At 58.9% G+C, this 17,681-nt stretch carries 19 protein-coding genes and 2 pseudogenes; 17 read left to right on the top strand and 4 right to left on the bottom strand.

Annotated features, from left to right (window positions below):
* The first annotated feature begins 10 nt into the window (after positions 1-10).
* The 11 genes from ACP7E0_RS26180 to ACP7E0_RS26130 all read left to right on the top strand — a co-directional run bounded on the left by ACP7E0_RS26180 (position 11) and on the right by ACP7E0_RS26130 (position 11,226).
* Positions 11-547: an OmpA family protein gene (locus tag ACP7E0_RS26180; RefSeq protein WP_426129203.1), complete on the top strand. Its 537-nt coding sequence runs from the start codon at positions 11-13 to the stop codon at positions 545-547.
* A gap of 365 nt (positions 548-912) precedes the next feature.
* Positions 913-1,371, top strand: coding sequence for a hypothetical protein (locus tag ACP7E0_RS26175; RefSeq protein WP_426129201.1), 459 nt, complete (start codon positions 913-915; stop codon positions 1,369-1,371).
* Positions 1,372-1,883: 512 nt separating this feature from the next.
* Positions 1,884-2,657 (top strand): SDR family NAD(P)-dependent oxidoreductase, encoded by a 774-nt coding sequence (locus tag ACP7E0_RS26170; protein WP_426129199.1) that lies wholly within the window; start codon positions 1,884-1,886, stop codon positions 2,655-2,657.
* Between the two features lie 40 nt (positions 2,658-2,697).
* Positions 2,698-3,747 (top strand): ABC transporter ATP-binding protein, encoded by a 1,050-nt coding sequence (locus ACP7E0_RS26165; RefSeq protein WP_426129358.1) that lies wholly within the window; start codon positions 2,698-2,700, stop codon positions 3,745-3,747.
* A gap of 33 nt (positions 3,748-3,780) precedes the next feature.
* Complete coding sequence (locus tag ACP7E0_RS26160; RefSeq protein ID WP_426129197.1) at positions 3,781-4,896, top strand: ABC transporter substrate-binding protein; 1,116 nt, start codon at positions 3,781-3,783, stop codon at positions 4,894-4,896.
* 115 nt (positions 4,897-5,011) lie between these two features.
* Positions 5,012-5,956, top strand: coding sequence for an ABC transporter permease (locus ACP7E0_RS26155; RefSeq protein WP_426129196.1), 945 nt, complete (start codon positions 5,012-5,014; stop codon positions 5,954-5,956).
* Positions 5,953-6,753 (top strand): ABC transporter permease, encoded by an 801-nt coding sequence (locus ACP7E0_RS26150; RefSeq protein ID WP_426129194.1) that lies wholly within the window; start codon positions 5,953-5,955, stop codon positions 6,751-6,753. Before ACP7E0_RS26155 ends, ACP7E0_RS26150 begins: the two co-directional genes overlap by 4 nt.
* Before the next feature lie 43 nt (positions 6,754-6,796).
* Positions 6,797-8,113 (top strand): histidinol dehydrogenase, encoded by a 1,317-nt coding sequence (gene hisD / locus ACP7E0_RS26145; protein WP_426129192.1) that lies wholly within the window; start codon positions 6,797-6,799, stop codon positions 8,111-8,113.
* Between the two features lie 2 nt (positions 8,114-8,115).
* A complete protein-coding gene (locus tag ACP7E0_RS26140) occupies positions 8,116-9,135 on the top strand; it encodes a zinc-dependent alcohol dehydrogenase (RefSeq protein WP_426129190.1) in 1,020 nt (339 codons plus the stop codon).
* A gap of 29 nt (positions 9,136-9,164) precedes the next feature.
* Positions 9,165-9,896 (top strand): histidine utilization repressor, encoded by a 732-nt coding sequence (hutC, locus tag ACP7E0_RS26135; RefSeq protein WP_426129356.1) that lies wholly within the window; start codon positions 9,165-9,167, stop codon positions 9,894-9,896.
* 22 nt (positions 9,897-9,918) lie between these two features.
* Entirely contained in the window at positions 9,919-11,226 is a 1,308-nt protein-coding gene (locus ACP7E0_RS26130) for a hypothetical protein (RefSeq protein WP_426129354.1), read from the top strand.
* A gap of 305 nt (positions 11,227-11,531) precedes the next feature.
* Here ACP7E0_RS26130 and purU read toward each other — a convergent pair.
* The 3 genes and pseudogenes from purU to ACP7E0_RS26115 form a co-directional block, all read right to left on the bottom strand.
* Positions 11,532-11,633: pseudogene (gene purU / locus ACP7E0_RS26125) on the bottom strand (formyltetrahydrofolate deformylase); the annotation flags it as partial.
* Positions 11,630-12,676, bottom strand: a complete 1,047-nt coding sequence (locus ACP7E0_RS26120) for an NAD(P)-dependent alcohol dehydrogenase (RefSeq protein WP_426129188.1) — start codon at positions 12,674-12,676, stop codon at positions 11,630-11,632. The gene ACP7E0_RS26120 and the pseudogene purU, both read right to left, overlap by 4 nt.
* Positions 12,648-12,968: a hypothetical protein gene (locus ACP7E0_RS26115; protein ID WP_426129186.1), complete on the bottom strand. Its 321-nt coding sequence runs from the start codon at positions 12,966-12,968 to the stop codon at positions 12,648-12,650. Before ACP7E0_RS26115 ends, ACP7E0_RS26120 begins: the two co-directional genes overlap by 29 nt.
* 141 nt (positions 12,969-13,109) lie before the next feature.
* Between ACP7E0_RS26115 and ACP7E0_RS26110 the strand changes: the two genes are divergently transcribed.
* Positions 13,110-13,415: a hypothetical protein gene (locus tag ACP7E0_RS26110; RefSeq protein WP_426129184.1), complete on the top strand. Its 306-nt coding sequence runs from the start codon at positions 13,110-13,112 to the stop codon at positions 13,413-13,415.
* A 571-nt stretch (positions 13,416-13,986) separates the two neighbouring features.
* The gene (locus ACP7E0_RS26105) at positions 13,987-14,544 is read left to right on the top strand and encodes a type IV toxin-antitoxin system AbiEi family antitoxin domain-containing protein (protein WP_426129182.1); all 558 of its coding nucleotides are present in this window, start codon (positions 13,987-13,989) and stop codon (positions 14,542-14,544) included.
* Positions 14,545-14,587: 43 nt separating this feature from the next.
* Here the strand turns inward: ACP7E0_RS26105 and ACP7E0_RS26100 are convergent.
* A pseudogene (locus tag ACP7E0_RS26100) lies at positions 14,588-15,029 on the bottom strand (ATP-binding cassette domain-containing protein).
* A 65-nt stretch (positions 15,030-15,094) separates the two neighbouring features.
* Here ACP7E0_RS26100 and ACP7E0_RS26095 point away from each other — a divergent pair.
* From ACP7E0_RS26095 to ACP7E0_RS26080, 4 genes are all read left to right on the top strand, one after another.
* Complete coding sequence (locus tag ACP7E0_RS26095) at positions 15,095-15,364, top strand: acylphosphatase (RefSeq protein WP_426129180.1); 270 nt, start codon at positions 15,095-15,097, stop codon at positions 15,362-15,364.
* A 165-nt stretch (positions 15,365-15,529) separates the two neighbouring features.
* Positions 15,530-16,183: a Rieske 2Fe-2S domain-containing protein gene (locus ACP7E0_RS26090; protein ID WP_426129178.1), complete on the top strand. Its 654-nt coding sequence runs from the start codon at positions 15,530-15,532 to the stop codon at positions 16,181-16,183.
* The gene (locus tag ACP7E0_RS26085; RefSeq protein ID WP_426129177.1) at positions 16,180-17,025 is read left to right on the top strand and encodes an aromatic ring-hydroxylating dioxygenase subunit alpha; all 846 of its coding nucleotides are present in this window, start codon (positions 16,180-16,182) and stop codon (positions 17,023-17,025) included. Before ACP7E0_RS26090 ends, ACP7E0_RS26085 begins: the two co-directional genes overlap by 4 nt.
* Positions 17,022-17,681 (top strand): glutathione S-transferase family protein, encoded by a 660-nt coding sequence (locus ACP7E0_RS26080; protein ID WP_426129175.1) that lies wholly within the window; start codon positions 17,022-17,024, stop codon positions 17,679-17,681. The genes ACP7E0_RS26085 and ACP7E0_RS26080 overlap by 4 nt, the downstream gene beginning before the upstream one ends.

The following is a 17,681-nucleotide window of genomic DNA, read 5'->3' as shown; positions in this document are numbered from 1 at the left end:
ATATCGCCTGATGTCTATTCCTCCCGGATATGCGAGAGGCCTTCTCGCCGCTGCCATGCTCTTGACGCTCGCCGCCTGCAACACCGCCGACGTCGCTTCCGTGGAAGAGCCCGCGGCGGTTCCCATGACCGGCCAAACCAACGATCCTGCCCCTGGCTTCGAGAACGTCAAGGCGGGTAGCGAAGAAGACTTCATCCTCAATGTCGGCCGGAGAATCTATTTTACGCAGGATTCTGCCACGCTCGATTCCGTCGCCATGGCAACACTGGATAACCAGGCCAACTGGCTAAACAACAATCAGGCCTGGCTGCTCAAGCTGCAGGGGTTTGCCGACGATTCCGGCTCCACTTCCCAAATGGAGGCACTGTCTCAGAAGCGCGCCGATGCGGTAATGGCCTATCTTGCCTCGAAGGGTGTAGGCGCTTCGCGGATGTGGGCCAAGGGTTACGGCAAAGACCGGGAAGTGCGCGATTGTACGGAAAAGTCCTGCAAGGTGCAGAACCGCCGTGTCGTCGCCAATCTGCGCACCCAGCGCGACACACTCTGACCACGGATGCCAGCGCCTCGTTTCAAAGGAAGGCGGCTCTGCTCCTTTGAGCCCATCAGATCGGCGGCGATGCAGGCATCCGCTCCCCGCTGTTCGTCAGTTCCATGATCCGGCCAACCCATCTTACGAAGACCTGGTCTCTCCGATAACTGCAACAAGTCACGCTCCCCACAATTCATCGAAATTGTGGCAGCCGCACGCATCTGAATATTACTTTAATTTAACATGATCTTACGCGGCATGAGCAGTATATTCCTGATCGAAGCTATGTATTGCCGGCGGCAATCGCGCCGTGACGCGACACTATAGGATAGCTTCCTATCAAAAGACGTTTCAGGAACGTCTTTATATTAGAGGTAACGCAAATGTTCTCTGTTGCAAAAACCGCAGCAATCTCCGCAATTTTCATCTCAGCCTCTATGGGCGTTGCTTTCGCCGGTTCCCACGGCGATCCCGGCCATAATGATCACCACGACGGTCACCGCGACCAATCCTTTATGCGCGGGGACGATGACATCACGAACGACGACACTCAAGGTCCGACCTTCGTTGTTCCGGCCTATGCCCCCGCTCACGTTTACCGGTCGCGGCTTGATACGATCCTCGCCGAGCTTCGGGCCGACAACCGCAGCATGAACGCGGACAAGGCACGCGGTCTTCTCACAAGTGCTGAATATCAGCGCCTCAAGGCCGACGATGCACAGATACGCCATGAAGCAATGGCAGTGGCTGACCATAACAATGGTGCGATACCGGCAGCGCGATACGCTGTCTTGCAAAATCAGGCTCAGCAACTTCAAGCCAAGATTCGCCGCATGGCATAACGGCATGCGAGCCCCGAACTCACCGCACGGGCTGCATGTTCGGGGCTCGCATCTTTACGGCATCAAATGCCCGGCGGCCATCGCCGTGGTCGGACACCCTCTCCGCCATCGGCGTTCATAAGTACGCCCCTAAAATCGGCGGTCCCATTGGTCGATCAACCCTGTGACACTGCGGAAGAGATCGAAAGGCTCGGCATGACATCGCCGGAATGGTCGAGCTGCGACGAAGCAGGTCCCAAAGCGTTTGATTTGCAGCCTTCAGTTCGACCGATTCCGCCGTCACCTCCTCTTGGAAATGGCGCTGTTCACTGATTGGAAGGTACCTGTTTCGATCGGTGTGGTTGCACGAAATTGATCTGCGCTGGGGTAATCACCCTTGCGCCGAGTCAAAATTGACTGATTTTTACTCACCCACCCGAAGAGCTTATTGTTTGTACATATATGTATAGACAACCTTTAAAAAAGATGGTGCTATGCGGAAGTAGGAAAGCAATTAGACCTTGGCGAGCCCGATGAATGTAGCGGCACTCTTCGATCTGACGGGGCGAAAGGCACTTGTGACAGGCGCAAGCCGCGGTCTGGGGCAGACAATAGCCCACGCGCTCGCATCCGCCGGCGCGGACGTCGCGGTCACTGCGCGTGACGTCAACGGTTTAGAAGAGACCAGAACGCGCATTGGCAACACGGGCAAGCGCTCCTTCGCTTATGCCCACGACGTCCGCGATGTTGATTCCTGCGCGTCTGTCATCGACGCTGCAGCGCGCGCGTTGGACGGCTTGGATATTCTCGTCAATAATGCCGGTTATGAAGAAATCCGGCCGGCTCTCGATGTCGATGAGGCGTTGTGGGAGCGGATTGTATCGACCAATCTGAAGGGGGCGTTCTTCTGCGCGCAGGCCGCAGCGCGCAACATGGTGGCGCTCGGCACAGGCGGCGCAATCGTCAATCTCTGCTCGTTGACCTCCTATGTTGGTGTTCCAACGGCGGTTCCCTACGGCTCCTCGAAATCCGGCCTGATGGGTATGACCCATGCTCTGGCCGCCGAGTGGGCGCAACAGGGGATTCGCGTCAACGCCATTGCACCTGGTTATTTCCGCACTGCGATGACCGATGTTTTTTATCATGACGCAGCGTGGCAAGAAGCGATGCTACAAAAGATCCCGCAGCGGCGCTTCGGCGACATGAACGACGTGGCAGGCGCCGTCGTCTTCCTTGCGAGTGACGCCTCCCGCTATGTCACGGGACACTGCATACCGATCGATGGAGGCTACCTTGCCTCAATCTAACATTGTTAATGCGGCAGGATCGCCGCGCAGGGAAAGCATGATGCCGGCTGCACTCAAAGGATCGGCGATTAAGCCTGAGCTAGAAAGGCCCACAGTAGCCGTATCCGTCAAGTCCGTGAACATGGTCTATGATGGTGTGCATGCAGTTCGGTCGGCGTCGTTCGATCTGGAAACTGGCAAGTTCCTGACGATTCTCGGGCCTTCAGGATCCGGCAAGACCACACTGCTGCGACTAATCGCCGGCTTCCAGCGTCCAACCAGCGGCGAAATCTTCATCAATGGCGCCGCTGTCAGTGCGGTTCCCCCGCATAAACGTTCAATCGGCATGGTGTTCCAAAAGCTAGCTTTGTTTCCGCATATGACTGCCGCAGAGAATGTCGCCTTTCCACTGAAAATGCGGCGCAGTGATGCGCGTGCCATTCCCGCCCGGGTCGAGCGCTATTTGGACATGGTACGTCTTGGCGGCTACGGCACCCGCCGGGTGCACGAGCTGTCGGGTGGCCAGCAGCAGCGTGTGGCGATTGCCCGCGCGCTGGTGTTCGAGCCGGACCTGCTCTTGCTCGATGAACCGCTCGCAGCCCTCGACCGGAAATTGCGTGAGGAGATGCAACTCGAGTTTCGCCGCATCCAGCGTGAGCTCGGCGTGACCACGATCAACGTGACGCACGACCAGCGGGAAGCCCTCGTTGTATCCGATGAGATCATCGTCATGGACGGCGGGGAGATTCAGCAGAAGGCGCGGCCCTCCGAAACCTATCGAAGCCCTTCGAACGCCTTCGTTGCGAATTTCATCGGCGTGACGAATTTCCTCGATGCGCCGGACGGCGAACGCCGGGCAATCCGCGCAGAGAAAATACGCATCGCGCCGACCCGTCACGGCCTGGTCGGCGCCGACACGATTGTCGAGGGGATGGTGGCGGATGCGATCTTCGAGGGCGAGAGGGTCGTCTACGAGGTCCGGGTCGCATCTCTCGGCGATACGCTGCTGCGGGTTTTCGATCATGACCCGTCCGAACATAGCCGACTGGAACCGGGTTCTGACGTTTATCTCGGCTGGACCGCGGGCGATGTTTTAGAATTCAAACCGTAAGCCGGACAAACCGGTCAACCAGAGGAGAAGAAAATGCGCGAAGGTAAACTGACATCCATGATGCTCCCCCGACGCCGGTTCCTTCAGGGCGCCGCAACCATCGGCGGAGCGGCCGGTCTGTCCTCACTGGGCCTGTCCAGCGCGTTTGCGCAAGAGCCGGAAAAACCGAAGGAACTGATCGTTCGCGCCTGGGGCGGCAGTTGGGTCGATGCCCTGAAAGCCGGTGTTTCCGATAGATTCACCGCCAAGACGGGCATCGCCGTCCGCCACGATCTGACTGAGGATAACGAAATCCAGCCGAAGGTCTGGGCGGCTGTCGCCCAAGGCCGCGTGCCACCGATCCACATCAACTGGGACACGACCACCAACGCCACGAAATCGGCGCTGCGCGGAGTAACCGAGGATCTGTCGGATCTTTCAAACCTGAAGAACACAACCGATCTTGCAAAGCCGGTGGGTCTCGACGGCTATCCAATCGTCAACACCTACGGTTATGTCTATGTGCTTGCCTACCGCCCGGAAGCCTTTCCGAACGGTGCGCCGAAGTCCTGGAAGGACCTGCTCGATCCCAAGTACAAGGGCCGCATCGCGCTCTACAATGACGGCATCGGCTTCCATTTCCCCGCACAGGTCGCCGGCGGCGGCAAGCTCGAGGACATTCCGGCCAACATGCAACCAGCCTGGGACTTCGTCGCCAAGATGAAGGAGCAGCAGCCGCTGCTTGGCGAAGATCCGGATTTCACAACGTGGTTCCAGAAGGGCGAAATCGACGCCGCCTGCACGATTTCGACCAACGCGCGCGAGGCAAAGAAAAACGGCATCGACATCAAGTGGGTCGTGCCGGAGGAGGGCGCCAAGTTCGATACCGACGGTCTCTGGATTCCCAAAGGTCTGCCGGCCAACGAGCTTTTCTGGGCGAAGGAATATATCAACCACTCGCTGACTGTCGAAGCCCAGCAGATCTGGCTTGACGGCCTGGGACTGCCGGGTGTGGTGCCGGGCGTCAAGCCGCCGGCCGACCTCGTTGATGATCCCTCCTATCCCACCACAGAAGAAGCTTTCAAACACCTGATCCGTATCTCCTCCAAGGTGCAGGTGGAAAACGAGAGCGAGTGGTTCTCGAAGTTCAAGGCCATCATGCAGGGTTGAGCCCTCGGATACCCCTCACCCTGGCCTGTCGCCCCGCAAGAGGCAACGACACAGGTTGCCGACAGGCCAGATGAGGGGCGCTCCGGTGCCCATACGTCACCAAACAAGGACAGACATGCGAGCGGCGAAATCGGCCTATCCCCTGACCTGGCGCATCATGGATGCACTGGAAGCCTTCGCGGCCTTTGTCTGGCCAGCGCGTTTCGGCCGGGCAATCCCGTGGCTGATGCTCGCACCCGCCCTTCTGCTCGTCGGCCTCCTCGTGCTCGGTCTCTGGCAGATCGGCGATGTCAGCCTGCGGACATTGGATACGAGCACCTTCCTGATGTCGGAAGCCTACACCCTTGCTAATTATCAGCGCGCCTTCACCGAAAGCCTGTTTGCAGTCGTCGCCTGGCGCAGCCTGGCGGGATCGCTGATCGTCACCGTCGTTACCCTCACTCTCGCCTTTCCCTATGCCTACGTGATGGTGCGCACATCCTCGCCGACCATCCGCAAGCTATTGCTGATCGCTCTCTTTCTCCCCTTCTTCATCGGCCAGGTTGTCCGAGCCTATGGCTGGCTGATCATTCTTGGCAACCAGGGCATGGTCAACGAGGCGCTCGGCCTTGTCGGCATCGCCCCGATACGCCTTCTTTATAATTACTGGGCCGTGCTCTTCGGCCTTGTCCAGTACATGCTGCCCTTCGCCGTTCTTATGCTGGCTCCGGCGCTGACTGCCATCCCAGAAGAGCTGGAAGCTGCCGCCGGCTCCCTCGGTGCCGACTGGGTGCGTACCTTCCGCCACATCGTGGTACCGCTTGCAAGGCCTGGACTTGTCGGTGCCGGGCTTGTGGTCATGACATTGTCGCTTACCGATTTCGCCATGCCCGCCATCCTCGGCGGCGGCAGCCAGGATTTCATCGCCAACGCCATCTACGACCAGTTCTTTCGCACATCGGATCAGGGGCTGGGCTCGACGCTGGCGCTGCTGCTCGTCGCCGCCGGCTCCATGCTGGTGGGTCTGGTCTTCACCCTGTTCGGTGCCGGCACCCTGGCCATGGGGAGGGCACGCCGATGACTGCCCCCTTGAGCAAAACCATCGTTCTTTGGATCTTCGTCGTCGCGGTGCTTGTTCTTCTGTCCGCGCCGACCATCGTGATCCTCGGTGCTTCCTTCACGTCCGGAAATATCATCACCTTTCCGCCGGAGGGCTTCTCCCTGAAATGGTACGAGAAGATCGCCACCTCGCGTGATCTGTGGGATGCGTTCCTGCGTTCACTTTACGTGTCGGCAATCTGCACTATCATCGCTATCCCGGTGGGGACGCTGGCCGGTATCGTGCTTGCAAAATACGCGATCCGCTTTGAGAAATCGGTTCAGATCTATCTGTTGCTGCCATTCACCATCCCGCTTATCGGTTCTGGCATCGGGCTGATGCTGATCTTCGGCGAAGCGAGGCTGCTGGGCCAGCTCTGGCCGGTCGGACTGGCTTGCTGCGTCATCAACCTGCCGTTCATGATCTGGGCCGTGACTGCAAGCGCCTCCAGTCTTGATCCTGATCTCGAGCTCGCCGCCGCCAGTTGCGGCGCACCACCGCTCTCTACCTTCCTGCACGTGACCCTGCCCGCCGTTATGCCCGGGGTCATCAGCGGGTCGCTGCTGATGTTCATTCTGGCGCTGAATGAATTTCTGGTGAGCCTGCTTTTGACGGATGCACGCATCGTGACGCTGCCAGTCCAGATCTATAATTCCATCCGCTCCATCATCACGCCGGACCTGGCGGCGATCTCGGTCGTCTTCATCGCATGCGCTGCGCTGGCGATCGTTCTTCTCGATCGCCTCGTCGGCCTTGAAATCTTCCTCAAATCCAAATGACGCAGAAGCCGGCGCGATGCACCGGCGAAACGGGATAACAGCCATGTCAGACGTCTCCTTTCACGATCTCTCCGCATTGGACGCGCCGAGCCGCGCAGCGCTCTTGCGCCGGTCGGAGACCGACCTCTCCGGTTTCATGGAAACGGTGAAGCCGATCATCGAGGCGGTTCGCGTCGAAGGCGACGCCGCCCTGGTGCGCTATGCGCGCGAACTGGACAAGGCGGATCTGGACGAGAGCCGGCTCAAGGCGACGGAAGCCGAATTCGAAGCAGCCTTCGATCTGGTGGAGGATGAAGTCATCGCAGCCATCCGGTTCGGCATCGACAATATCCGGCGATTCCACGAAGTGCAGAAACCAGAACCGATGTGGCTGAAGGAAATGCGCCCGGGCGCCTATGCCGGCGACCGCTTCACCCCGATCCGCTCCGTTGCGCTCTACGTTCCCCGTGGTAAGGGCGCGTTTCCCTCGGTCACCATGATGACGGCCGTGCCTGCCGTCGTCGCCGGCGTGCCGGAGATTGCCATCGTCACGCCGCCGGCGCCGGATGGATCCGTGGATGCCGCGACACTGGTCGCAGCGCGTCTCGCCGGTGTGTCCAACGTCTACAAGGTTGGCGGCGCGCAGGCCGTGGCGGCTGTCGCCTATGGCACGCAGACCATCAAGCCGGCGCTGAAGATCGTTGGTCCGGGAAGCCCATTCGTGGTGGCGGCCAAACGGCTTCTGTCCGGCGTCATCGATCCCGGCCTGCCTGCCGGCCCGTCCGAGGCCGTCATCTTTGCCGACGATACGGTGAAGGGCGGCCTTGCGGCGCTCGACCTTCTGATCGAAGCCGAGCATGGTCCGGATTCATCCGCCTATCTCGTCACCCATAGCCGTCGCGTGGCCGACGAGGCCCTCGCCGCCCTGCCCGATCACTGGGCTCGCATGACCGAACAACGCGTGGCTTTCTCGAAAGCGGTGCTCACCGGCCGCTGCGGCGGCATCGTGCTCACCTCCTCGCTTGAAGAAAGCTATCGCTTCGTCAACGACTATGCGCCGGAACATCTCGAAATCCTGTCGATGGACCCCTTCGCTCATCTTGGCCATATCACGGAAGCCGCGGAAATCCTGATGGGTCCGCATACGCCGGTTTCGATCGGCAATTTCGGTCTTGGCCCCAATGCCGTGCTTCCGACAAGCCGCTGGGCACGAACCTACGGACCGCTGTCCGTGACAGATTTCGTCAAACGCTCGTCGATCGGTTACGTCACTGCGTCGGCTTATCCGGAATTTGCACGACATGCCCGTACCCTTGCCCGTTACGAGGGCTTCTCCTCGCACGAGCACGCGGTCTCCGATGTTCGCAAGGACTACCTGTGACGATGAAGGCGGCCCGACTCTACACAGCAGGCGATATCCGGGTCGAGGACATCGACATCCCCGGCCCGCTTGCCCCCGGCTCGGTCCGTGTCGCTGTTACCGCCGCTGGTATCTGCGGCTCCGATATTCATAATTTTCGTACCGGACAGTGGATCACGCGGTCGCCTTCGGTGGCAGGGCATGAGTTCGCGGGCGTGGTCACGGAGGTCGGGATGGATGTTCGCGCGTTCACGTCCGGCGATACAGTCGTTGCCGACTCCCGGTTCTGGTGCGGCGAATGCCCTGCCTGCCAAAGCGGCCGGCACAACATCTGCGACCATCTCGGCTTCGTGGGAGAAATCTGCGACGGTGGCTTTGCAGAGCAGGTGGCATTACCGGAGCGGCTGCTCGTCAGGTACGATCCGGCGCTTGATCCCGCCATTGCTGCCATGGCCGAGCCGCTGGCTGTTGCCCTGCATGCGGTACGCCGGCAGGCTGCCCCGGCAGGCGAGCCGGTTCTCGTTATCGGCTGCGGCCCAATTGGGGGCCTTGCAGCGCTTCTCCTATCGCGCCTTCACGATGGTCCGGTCCTTGTCTGCGACCGCAACGCGGATCGCGCAGAACTAGTTGCGCGGGTGACAGGTGCGTTAAGTATCACTCTCGACACGGAATCTCTCGGCGATGTGCTTTCTGGACGGGTACTGCGTTACGCGCTTGACGCGACGGGCCATATCGATGTCCTGATGCGGGCTATTGTGCTTCTCGGTGGCGGCGGTTCGCTGACACTGGTCGGCATCACTCACGGTCGCATCGAGCTCGACCCGAACACGCTCGTCGAGCGCGAAATCGCGCTCATCGGCTGCCACGCCTTTACCGACGAGTTGCCGGAAGCTGTCGCCATGTTGCCCGAACTGGCGCCCGCTCTTGTCAAATTGATCGACCGGGAAATCACAATCGATGCCGTGCCGCAGGCCTATGAGCGGCTTCTTGCCGGCAATGTCACAGGTCTCAAAACGATCGTTCGGCTCGGGTACCGCCCGTGACCCAAGCCTTTGATGGAAAGCCGGTTGCGATGAAGCCCCTGACCGATAATGCGAGCCCCCTCTACGAGAAGGTCAAGGATTATGTCCTTGCGCATATCGGCAGCGGTGAATGGGACAAGAACCGCAGGCTACCGTCCGAGCACGATCTGGTGGCAAGGCTCGGTGTATCCCGCATGACTGTTCACAGGGCGTTGCGGGAGCTCACGTCCGAAGGTTATCTCCTGCGCATTCAAGGGGTGGGTACATTCGTTGCCCCACCCAAGCCGCAATCGACCCTGATCGAGGTCGCCAATATTGCCAGCGAAATTATCGGGCGTGGCGGAGAACATCGCGCCGAGGTCATTCTGCTCGAAACTATAAGGCCGGAAATCGAACTCTTGGCAGCCTTCGAGGCCGGCAGGCAGATCCGCGTTGCCCATTCGATCGTCGTCCACTTTGACAACGGCATTCCTGTCCAGGTCGAAGAGCGCTTCGTCAACTCGGAACTCGTGCCGGACTACGAGCAGCAGGACTTCGCTCTTATGACCACCTACGACTATCTGCAGCGCTCGACGCCAATGACCGAAGTGGAACACGTTATTTCCGCCATCGGAGCGGATGCTGAAACCGCACGGATGCTAAAGGTGGAAGAGGGAACCCCCTGCCTGCTTCTTCACCGCCGGACCTGGTCCGGTACAAAAGTCGCGACGGTCAACCGGCTCACCTATGCCGGCAACCGCTATTCCCTTGGCAGCCGCTATGCACCGTCATCGCTGAAATAACATCAAGGACTGGACGATGAAGATGACCGAAACCAACAGCAGGACAGCTGACATTCGCCGGATGGCGCGAACCGATGAGCCGGCGGCGACAGCACTTCTGGCCTGCCTGCTTCTGGACCTGTTTTCACTGAAGGCCGAGTCGATCCGCATCAATCGCGATCAATACAGCCTGAATTCGCTGAACGGCTTTTTCGACGCCGACGGCCAGTCGTTTTTCTTCAAGTTTCATCAGGAGGAAGGCGAAGAGGCGATGTCCGGCGAATATTATCGCGCCGACATCCTTGCTCGCGCCGGGCTCCCGGTTGATCAACCCCTTTATATGTCGGTTCTGCCCGGAGAACAGATACTCATTTATCGCCGGCGCAGCGATCCGCGATTTTCCGATGTGCTTCGGGCGTTGGACCTCCAACCGGATCCCGCGGCGGAATCGAAGGCCGTTGCTGCGGAGACGGCTCTTTCTGCCCGGGTGCTTTCCGTCTACCTCGAAAGCCTGCATGAGGTGACGCCGCAGGAGGTTGCGGCCGAGCCGATCCATAGGCTGTTCCACGACAGGCTCACCGATCCGCAATCCGGCGCCATTCCGGGCGGGCGCTACAAAAGTTTCTACGTAGACCAGCAGTTTGTTCTGCCGGGCGTCGATCTCGACTGGGAGACCTTTTCTAGGGCCCGAATCGTCATTAATGACCGGCGATATCGTCACAGCTTTGGCGAACTCTTCGAGCTTGCGAGTATTCGCCTGAGACCCGACCGGCTTGCCGATGCCGGTGGCGTCGTCGCGCACGGCGATGCGCACAATGCGAATGTCTGGTACAGAGAGACGGACGGCCGGGCGCAACTGTCCTACTTCGATCCGGCCTTTGCAGGGCAGAATGTGCCGACGCTTCTCGCTGAGGTGAAGACGACCTTCCATAATGTTTTCGCACATCCGCTATGGCTCTATGATCCTGCCGACGCTGAAAAACGATTTTCGGGGCTTGCCCGCTACGAGGCTGGCACGCTTTTCCTGGAAACGAATTGGGATTTGAGTGTGGTGCGAGCCAAATTGCTGGACGTGAAGGCCGACAATGTGTGGCGGCCTCTTTTGAGCGCGTTGGATGCACGGGGCATGCTTCCGAAAGATTGGCGCCACGTCATTAGGCTCGCGCTTTTTCTGTGCCCGACGCTTGTCATGAACATCAGGGCCGGGGCATCGACACACAATCCCACCTCTTCGCTCATCGCTATCGCCTCGGCGGTAATGGTGGGGAGCGAGCCGGAGACGGGGGACGATAGGATGTCACTGTTTCTGGAACGCGTTGATCCCGACCTCGGTCTTGGTTCTAAATCCTGATCAAAATCTAGGTCGGTGGGCGGACGTTGTGGTTGCCTCATGGAGGACGACGTGTCCGAGGATGGACGAAATCGGCATCGTCCAGAGGAAGACTTTTCTCCAGCAGTCAGGCTATCGGTCGAGTCGTCCAGAAACACTGCATCGCGCTATACGCTGGTGATGTTTCGACCGATCTGTGTGACAGCCTCATCCAGAACTTCCGACCTCCGGCCGGTGATGTCACATAAGCTCCTTCATCGGCGGTGCCCACTCGCCCGGACAAACACGTAGGCAAAAGCGAACCACCGCGCGCATCATCAAATAGCCCTGCTGGATAACAGCCCCGTCTCCAGATCGTCGAACTGCGAACTGTCCGTGATGTGACAGCCCTCATCTGCCAGATAACCGGTGATCGCCGCGACGGTCACGCGTCAAATACGATCTGCAGCTTGACATCGGTCGGACGTGCCTCGACTGCCCGTTCAAACGCCTTGATCGAGTCCTCGAACGTGAACGTTTCCGAGATCAGCGGCTTGAGATCCACACGACCCGACGCGAGCAACGCGATCGAACGCTCATACTGGTGGGCGTAGCGAAACACCGTCTCGATCCGGACCTCTTTGGTGGTGGCTGTGGAAACATCGAAGGCGACCGGATTGACGGGAAGACCGACTGCAACGATCGTCCCGCCTGGACGAACGAGTTGCATGAGTGTCTCCCAGGCTTTCGGCGAACCGGAGCACTCGAAGATCACGTCCGCGCCCCAGCCATCGGTCAACCGATTGACTTTCTCGGCAACGTTTGTCTCCCTGATGTTGACGGGAATGACGCCTTGATACTGGGCAGCTATATCAAGCTTCGGCTGGGCGAAATCCGCCACGATCGCCCGTGCGCATCCCCCGGCAAGAGCGGCAATTGCCACCATGGTGCCAATCGGTCCAGCGCCGAGAATGACAGCCGTATCGCCCGGAACGATTTTTGCCTTGGCCGCCGCCTGCATACCGACCGCGAAGGGCTCCACCATCGCGCCCTGAGCAAAGCTGACATTGTCCGGCAACTTGAATGTGTAATTTGCCGAATGAACGACTTCCGGTGTCAGAACCCCGTGAATCGGCGGCGTCGCCCAAAAGGCGACGGCGGGATCGATGTTGTACATGCCGAGCCGGCTCGCCTTGGAATTCGGATCGGGAATGCCGGGCTCCATGCACACGCGATCGCCAACTTTCAGATGGGTCACACCCTCCCCAATCTCGATGACTATACCGGCACCCTCGTGTCCGAGAACCATAGGCTCTTTGACGACAAAAGGGCCAATCTTGCCGTGGGTGTAATAGTGAACGTCTGATCCACATACACCGACGGTATGGATCTTGATCTTCACCTGGCCCGGTCCGGTGGTCGCCGGCAAGTCGATATTACGAAGCGTCAGTTCGTGCTGACGCTCAAGAACAAGTGCACGTTGCATTGCCATTTTCATCTATCCATTGATCTCTGTTTAATTCCAAACCGGAGGGTATATCCGCCCCGGTTTGTTGCAAGGCCGGAATCGGCTGGTGGGGGAAACCATCCAAAATCACCACAACTGCGCAAGCAAAAATGATGGTGTTTTGGGTATGTGTAACTGGCTTGGAGATCATGCCGGCCATGACTGTTGCCCGGTTGGCGCCGGACGCACCATTCTTCAGGGATGTTGAAGCGCGCAAGACTACCGAGAAACTCTCGCAGGGCGGAATGCGGCTCTTCTCGCGCTTGATGCTGTCCATGATGCACGCCTTCCTGAGGCCATCTAATCTGGATCGCAGTAGGTATCGAGAAGAACTCTTATCGCTACCGATGATATCGTTTCCAAGCTTAGCGCAAGCTTTAAACGATATTGGGTCAATCATGCGCTGCCGGACCCTGCATTGCAGTCGATCAAAATGATTTCCTGTCCAAGACGGAAAGGGTTCACCATGCACTCCACTGTGACGTCCAGCCAGTTCCTTGCGCCTGAAGACCTAGCTCTCTTGCAGACCTTTCTGGAGGCATGGTGCGTGGAAAATTCGGTAGACATCAATGACAAGGCGGCTCAGGACGTGGCAGTCGGATTGATCCACTGGTATCAAGACGGTCATTCTGACAAAAGCGGGCTTAAGGCGCACATTACCGACGCCGGTTCACTACCGCCGGCATTGCAGCGGCTCGTAGAAACGCTTTCCTACTCGGAATGAGAGCCGCAGTTGAATGGCAGCCGCACCCACCCAATGGCATCAGATGGTCACGCATTCGCCTCCCGAGCTATGCGCATATCCCGTAGCTCATGCCTGATCGATCCTGGACCCGCGGCAGCCAATGCCCCCTTTGCAGCTGAGATTTGATCGCTATGAGCTTGTTACCGAGGTCAATGGCCTGATGGCCGTGTCCCTCGATGCCGTGCTCTCCAACAGCGAAGATGTTCAAGACCTTGTCATTACGGCCGTCGAAAACCGTTTCGGCCGTATCAATACCCTTCATAAGCCCCATCGAATGGCTGGCCTAAGCCACGGCTCTGGCATTCGTAGGAGATTTAGCATCGCGCCGCCGCCACGGCGGAAATCGGGATCGACTGTCCCCGAAGTTGCATTCCATATCCCGGCTAACGAGCACGCATGTTTCATTTGGTGCCTGCTTCAATGGCCTGATCAGCCGGATTGCCATTTTCCGTAACGAAGGGAAGGTGGGGAACTGCTTTTTATCCGAAGCGCGACTTCGACACAGGCACAATTTGATATGGTGGCCGGGTGATCATCTGCTGCTTCAGGCATGGTGGCCTGCGACCTGCAGCTTGGCGGTGATACACGCGTGTACCTCTATGGGTCCGATATCCCTGACTGGCTTATGACATTGACAACCGATGCCAGGTTCGTTCGACGACGTCATGGACTTTTCCCTGAGGAGAGCAGCGGCGTGGAGAATAGCGAATTCAGCCTCTCCGATAATCCAGATGAGGAACTCGCCATGAGCCCGTGGCGATGGCTTTTCAGAATTTCGTCGGCAGAGCGGGCGATACTGGAGCTTCTTGATGAACTTCCGAAGAACGAGAGCTTTCACAGCATCGACATGGTGTTTGAGGGAATGGTCAATTTGCGCCCGACAATGTTGACGACGCTGTTGACCCAGTGTCGCAGCGTAAAGGTGAAACGCCTATTCTTCGTCTATGCCGACAAGCATGCGCATGCGTGGCTCAAGCATATAGACAGATCGCAGATCGATATGGGACGCGGTGATCGGGCACTTGTCCCAGGCGGCCGGCTCCACCCGATTTATCGCGTAACGGTCCCTGCAGACCTGTTGCCAAAGGAGAGTATAGATGGCGCGTGATCGCTATATGCGGCACTCTTTCCCGACGGTTGCGGCGGCCCCCTCACCCTTGGCGAAATGGAAATTCACCCCCAAAGCCTTGCCGAACCCTTGAGCGGCCAACCGGAGTGGCATTGGTTGGCGTCGCTCCCTCGATCACGATTGCTGCGGCGCAAAGCTCACGAAACCGCCCCTTGATCTGCTTAAAAAACTGGGCACGCGCCTTCCTCACCTCGTGTGAACCATACGTTTCGTCATGACTGTGTTGTAACAAACCGGCGCCCTTCGCCGAGGAGAGAAGCCCCATGATGGCATTGGCGGTGACGGATTTTCCCGAACCGGACTCGCCGATAATGCAGAGAAATTTCTCCAGAGTTTAGGTCGAAGCAAATATTATTCACGGAATATGTCCGCTCCATGTTCTTTGGAAGCCTGACGGTCAACTCCCTAACGGACAACACTACTTTATCGGTGGCTTTCGTTTCCAAGGTTTTAATCTTTAGCATGCCCCCTTCCGCAGCCCAATCCAATCGCTATTGTATGTACATGCAACTGAAATGCGAGGCCCGCCATGAGAAAACAGCACAGCGATCCCACCCGGGAATGGATGACTATCCTCGGCGATCTCGATGCCCCCTCCTTCGTGCCGTGGATCCGGAGGCATGCCGCCAAACTGGGGCTTTCCCATGCCATATCCCATGCCAGCAGCGACCGGGTCGAGATGGAGGTCGAAGGGTCGGAGGAACTGATCGACATGATGGAGATGGGGTGTTCGCTGGGGCCGATCGATGTCTGGGTTGAGACGATAGAACGCAGGCCTATCAACTCTAAAACGACGTAACTGCCGCGCGCATTTCTGTAGCGCTCACAACCGCTGCACTTTATTTGATCATTCTTGCCATTGCGAAAAAATTATGCAATCGTGGTGGCTGCTGGGGAGAATGACGCGCGACAAAGAACGCGGTTTTGCTTGGTTAGCCTTTGATTTCGTTCAGAAAGTACAGTTATGCATTCCGACACGACGGGCTCGTGGACGCCAGTCGCCCTTTCCGCGGATTTGCCAGCAGGAACCGTGATGCCGGTACAGATACCGGCCGGATCCCTTGCCCTGTGGCGAACGGATTCCGGGCGCACTGCAGCATCTGCCGATCGCTGTCCGCATCGGGGAATGCGCCTGTCTCACGGCTTTGTGCGCGGTGAAGCGCTATCCTGCATCTACCACGGCTGGAGCTACGCACGGGCTGGAAACTGTCTTCGCATTCCGGCGCATCCAGGGTTGGTGCCGCCGGAGACGATCCGGGTGGTGACGCATGTGGTCGAAGAGGCCGACGGTGTCATCTGGGTCGCTGCCGGGCAGCCAGAGGGTGGGCCACCCCGGCTTGAAGGTCTCGTGCCCCTGCGCTCCCTCACAGCGCTTGCAAACATTGCCGCGATTGCGGCCGCAGCCGGAGCAAAAACGAGTCCGCAAGGTATTGTGGAGATCGCCAGTGGTATGGGCGCCATCTGTCTCCTACTCTCGCCACAGGAAGAGGACAGGACGCTGATCCATGTTCTGCTCAAGGGCATAATCGACCCGGCTGCTCGCATTGCTGCTGTGCGCAGCACCGAAAGTCTACGCCGCAGGGCCGAGGATCTTCACAAGAAAGAGTTCGCACAATGAGCGTGCAAGCGATCATCGACGAATGGTATCCCGTCGGCCTTTTCAGCCAGCTTGATCAGGCAGGGCGCCAGACCACCTTGATGGGCGAGCCGATCACAGTCGGCCGCGATGCGGAGGGAAACGCCAGAGTAATTGGAGGAAACGGCCGCACCCTGCCCGTGCGCGTGCGCTACGGCCACGTCTGGTCGTCGCTTGGCGAACCGAAGAAGGAGCTTTTTCCGATCCCGGAGGCTGATCAGCCGGGCCGCCGCTTCGTTGATGTCGGTGTGGTCCGCGTGCGCTGCTCTCCCCTGCGCGCCGTCGAAAACTTCCTCGACGTCGCACATTTTCCGTTTGTGCACACCGACATTCTCGGCGCCGAGCCCCATACGGAAGTCCAAAACTACAAGGTCGAGATCCGCGAAGATGTTGACGAAGTCTGGGCAACGCAGGTGAAATTCTATCAGCCGCAGGCGGCCAAGTCGGCAAGCGGCGGTATTACGACTGAGTATATGTACCGCGTGCCGGCGCCGACCTGCTCGGTTCTCTACAAGACATGCCCGCCACGCCCGAGCGAATGGGATGTCATCACTCTCTTCGTGCAGCCGCTTGCCGAGGACCTGTGCGACGTCTGGCCATGGATGGCGCTGTTCGATGACACGACGTCCCTGACCGATCTCATTCATTTTCAGCAGACGATCTTCCTGCAGGACCGGTCTATCCTCGAAAACCAGATCCCGCGCCTTCTGCCGCTGGATCCCGGCATGGAAATCCCGACACGGGCCGATCTGACTTCGGTCGCCTATCGGCGCTGGCTTAAACGCCACAACTATACCTATGGCGCGCAGTTGGTGGCCCAATGAAGCTCTACGACTACATCCTCTCGCCCAGTTGCTACAAGGTTCGCCTGATGGCGGCGCTGACTGGCGTGAAGCTCGATATCCACCCGGTGGATTTCCACCCCGGGGCGGAACACAAGAGCGCCGAACTCCTGGCGCTCAATCCGGCCGGTTGGATCCCGATCCTTGAGGACGGCGACCTGATCCTAACCGAATCTTCGGCCATGCTCGTCTATCTCGCGGCCAAGGCGGCACCGGAATGGCTAGGCCGCGCAAGCGCCGAAGAAGTTGCGCGGGTGCAGCAATGGCTGTCCTTTTCCGGCCGGCTGACGGCAAGTCTCGGCGGCGCACGGCTGACCGAAATGCTGCTGCGACCCGGCGACATCGCTGCGCTGCAGACGCACGGGGTTCTGGCCCTACGCGAATTGGAGGCGGGCCTGGTCGAACAAAGCCTTCGTGGCATGTGTTTCCTTGCAGCTAACCGGCCGACAGTTGCCGATATTGCCTGCTTTCCCTATGTCGCGCTTGCCCCCGATGGCGGCGTGCCGCTCGATCCCTATCCCGCGATCAGGCTCTGGTCACGGGCGCTGCGTGGCCTCGATCATTTCATCGAGATGCCCGGCATTCACCGGCTGCATGAACTGAAGCCCGATCCTCATATCGAACTGGGCGAGGCATGA

The organism is Pararhizobium sp. PWRC1-1 (assembly GCF_049897905.1).
Lineage (GTDB): Bacteria > Pseudomonadota > Alphaproteobacteria > Rhizobiales > Rhizobiaceae > Pararhizobium.
Note: the sequence above shows the minus strand (reverse complement) of the source record. Positions and strands in the feature narration are given on the sequence as shown.

Excerpts from the sequence above, each read along its gene's own strand:
- ACP7E0_RS26180 (WP_426129203.1), top strand. The coding sequence starts at position 11 with ATGTCTATTCCTCCCGGATATGCGAGAGGCCTTCTCGCCGCTGCCATG.
- ACP7E0_RS26175 (WP_426129201.1), top strand. The coding sequence starts at position 913 with ATGTTCTCTGTTGCAAAAACCGCAGCAATCTCCGCAATTTTCATCTCA.
- ACP7E0_RS26170 (WP_426129199.1), top strand. The coding sequence starts at position 1,884 with ATGAATGTAGCGGCACTCTTCGATCTGACGGGGCGAAAGGCACTTGTG.
- ACP7E0_RS26165 (WP_426129358.1), top strand. The coding sequence starts at position 2,698 with ATGCCGGCTGCACTCAAAGGATCGGCGATTAAGCCTGAGCTAGAAAGG.
- ACP7E0_RS26160 (WP_426129197.1), top strand. The coding sequence starts at position 3,781 with ATGCGCGAAGGTAAACTGACATCCATGATGCTCCCCCGACGCCGGTTC.
- ACP7E0_RS26155 (WP_426129196.1), top strand. The coding sequence starts at position 5,012 with ATGCGAGCGGCGAAATCGGCCTATCCCCTGACCTGGCGCATCATGGAT.
- ACP7E0_RS26150 (WP_426129194.1), top strand. The coding sequence starts at position 5,953 with ATGACTGCCCCCTTGAGCAAAACCATCGTTCTTTGGATCTTCGTCGTC.
- hisD (WP_426129192.1), top strand. The coding sequence starts at position 6,797 with ATGTCAGACGTCTCCTTTCACGATCTCTCCGCATTGGACGCGCCGAGC.
- ACP7E0_RS26140 (WP_426129190.1), top strand. The coding sequence starts at position 8,116 with ATGAAGGCGGCCCGACTCTACACAGCAGGCGATATCCGGGTCGAGGAC.
- hutC (WP_426129356.1), top strand. The coding sequence starts at position 9,165 with ATGAAGCCCCTGACCGATAATGCGAGCCCCCTCTACGAGAAGGTCAAG.
- ACP7E0_RS26130 (WP_426129354.1), top strand. The coding sequence starts at position 9,919 with ATGACCGAAACCAACAGCAGGACAGCTGACATTCGCCGGATGGCGCGA.
- ACP7E0_RS26120 (WP_426129188.1), bottom strand. The coding sequence starts at position 12,676 with ATGGCAATGCAACGTGCACTTGTTCTTGAGCGTCAGCACGAACTGACG.
- ACP7E0_RS26115 (WP_426129186.1), bottom strand. The coding sequence starts at position 12,968 with ATGGACAGCATCAAGCGCGAGAAGAGCCGCATTCCGCCCTGCGAGAGT.
- ACP7E0_RS26105 (WP_426129182.1), top strand. The coding sequence starts at position 13,987 with ATGGTGGCCTGCGACCTGCAGCTTGGCGGTGATACACGCGTGTACCTC.
- ACP7E0_RS26095 (WP_426129180.1), top strand. The coding sequence starts at position 15,095 with ATGAGAAAACAGCACAGCGATCCCACCCGGGAATGGATGACTATCCTC.
- ACP7E0_RS26090 (WP_426129178.1), top strand. The coding sequence starts at position 15,530 with ATGCATTCCGACACGACGGGCTCGTGGACGCCAGTCGCCCTTTCCGCG.
- ACP7E0_RS26085 (WP_426129177.1), top strand. The coding sequence starts at position 16,180 with ATGAGCGTGCAAGCGATCATCGACGAATGGTATCCCGTCGGCCTTTTC.
- ACP7E0_RS26080 (WP_426129175.1), top strand. The coding sequence starts at position 17,022 with ATGAAGCTCTACGACTACATCCTCTCGCCCAGTTGCTACAAGGTTCGC.